Below are 1,674 nucleotides of genomic sequence, written 5' to 3' on the forward strand. Positions count from 1 at the left end.
GCACCCTGACCCTGCCCGGCCCGCGCCCGGTGGAGCGCGCCGTGGCCGAGCACCTGGCGACCCCGGACGCCCCGGTCCACTACGTCGAGAACACCCTGCTGACCGGCCTCTTCGGCCTGCTGCTGTGGCCGGCGATCTTCGAGCCGCTCCCCGGCGCGTTTTTCCACCCCTTCCACAGCGCCCCGGCGGATCTCTACCGGGAAGACTTCGCCGAGCGCCGCCGGGGGATCATCGACGCCTGCCTCGCCCGGCTCGACGACGGCAGCTACCGCCAGGCGATGCGCGACACCTTCGCCGCCAAGCAGGGCGTGGCCGCGCAGTTCATCCACTGGCCGGCGCTTGGCCCGGCGCTGCTCGACACCGCCCTTCACTGCCTGCCCGCCGCCCACCTGCGCGCCGTGTTCACCCGACTGCTGGCGGACCTGAAGCACAACCGGGCGGGGTTTCCCGATTTGATCCAGTTCTTCCCCGAGGCCGACGCCAGCGCGCGCTATCGTCTGATCGAAGTGAAAGGCCCGGGCGATCGGCTGCAGGACAACCAGCGCCGCTGGCTCGACCATTTCGCTCGCCACGAAATCCCCGTCGAAGTGTGCCACGTGCGCTGGCAGCCGGCGCCGTGAGCGAGTACCGGGTCGCGGTCAGAGCACTTTGCGAGTTCACCGCCCGCCGGGGCGATCTCGACTACCGCTTCACCCCGGCGCCCAGCGCCCAGGAGGGCATCGCCGGGCATGCGCTGGTGGCGAGCCGCCGGGGCGAGGGCTATCTCGCCGAGTTTTCGCTTTCCGCCCCCTTCGAGGGCCTGAATGTCACTGGCCGGGCGGACGGCTATGACCCCGCCGCTAACTGTCTCGAGGAAGTAAAGACCCACCGCGGCGATCTTTCGCGCATGGCAGAGAACCAGCGCGCGCTGCACTGGGCCCAGGTGAAGGTGTACGGGGCGCTCTTGTGCGCCGAGCGCGCGCTTCCCCGGGTCACGCTTTCGCTGGTCTACTTCGAGATCGCTAGCCAGAAGGAGACCCGCCTGAGCGAGACCTTCGAGGCTTTTGAGCTCCAGGGGTTCTTCCATGAACAGTGCCGGCGCTTTCTCGCCTGGGCGTGCCAGGAAGCCGCCCACCGCAAGGCGCGCGACGCCGCACTCGAGACGCTCACCTTTCCTCACGCGAGCTTTCGCCCCGGCCAGCGCGAGCTCGCCGAGGACGTGTTTCGCGCGGCAAGCACCGAGCGCTGCCTGCTCGCCCAGGCGCCTACCGGCATCGGCAAGACGCTCGCCACGCTCTACCCGACGCTGCGCGCCGCCGCGCGCAAGCGCCTCGACGTGGTGGCGTTTCTGACCATGAAGACCCCGGGGCGGCGGCTGGCGCTCGAGGCGCTGGAAACGCTCACAGAGGGCGAGACGCCGCTGCGCGTGGTCGAGCTGGTGGCGCGCGCAAAGGCCTGCGAGTACCCGGACCGCGCCTGCCACGGCGAGGCCTGCCCGCTGGCGGCGGGCTTTTACGATCGCCTGCCAAAGGCGCGCGCGGCCTGCGTGGCGCGCGGCTTTCTCGACCGCGCCGGACTGCGCGAAGTGGCGCTGGAACACGGCGTCTGCCCCTATTATCTTGGCCAGGAGATGGCGCGCTGGGCGGACGTGGTGGTGGGGGATGTGAATCACTGGTTCGACGCCCACGCGCTGCT

General features: G+C 70.4%; 2 protein-coding genes. Both read left to right on the forward strand.

All coding sequences use genetic code 11. The features are described from left to right. A partial coding sequence (locus BIS11_RS16835) for a VRR-NUC domain-containing protein (RefSeq protein WP_253586622.1) occupies positions 1–620 on the forward strand: 620 nt, incomplete at its 5' end. Continuing rightward, a partial coding sequence (locus tag BIS11_RS16840; protein WP_367399228.1) for a DEAD/DEAH box helicase occupies positions 617–1,674 on the forward strand: 1,058 nt, incomplete at its 3' end. The genes BIS11_RS16835 and BIS11_RS16840, both read left to right, overlap by 4 nt.

It is taken from the genome of Halomonas sp. 707D4, from assembly GCF_024158685.1.
Classification (GTDB): domain Bacteria; phylum Pseudomonadota; class Gammaproteobacteria; order Pseudomonadales; family Halomonadaceae; genus Vreelandella.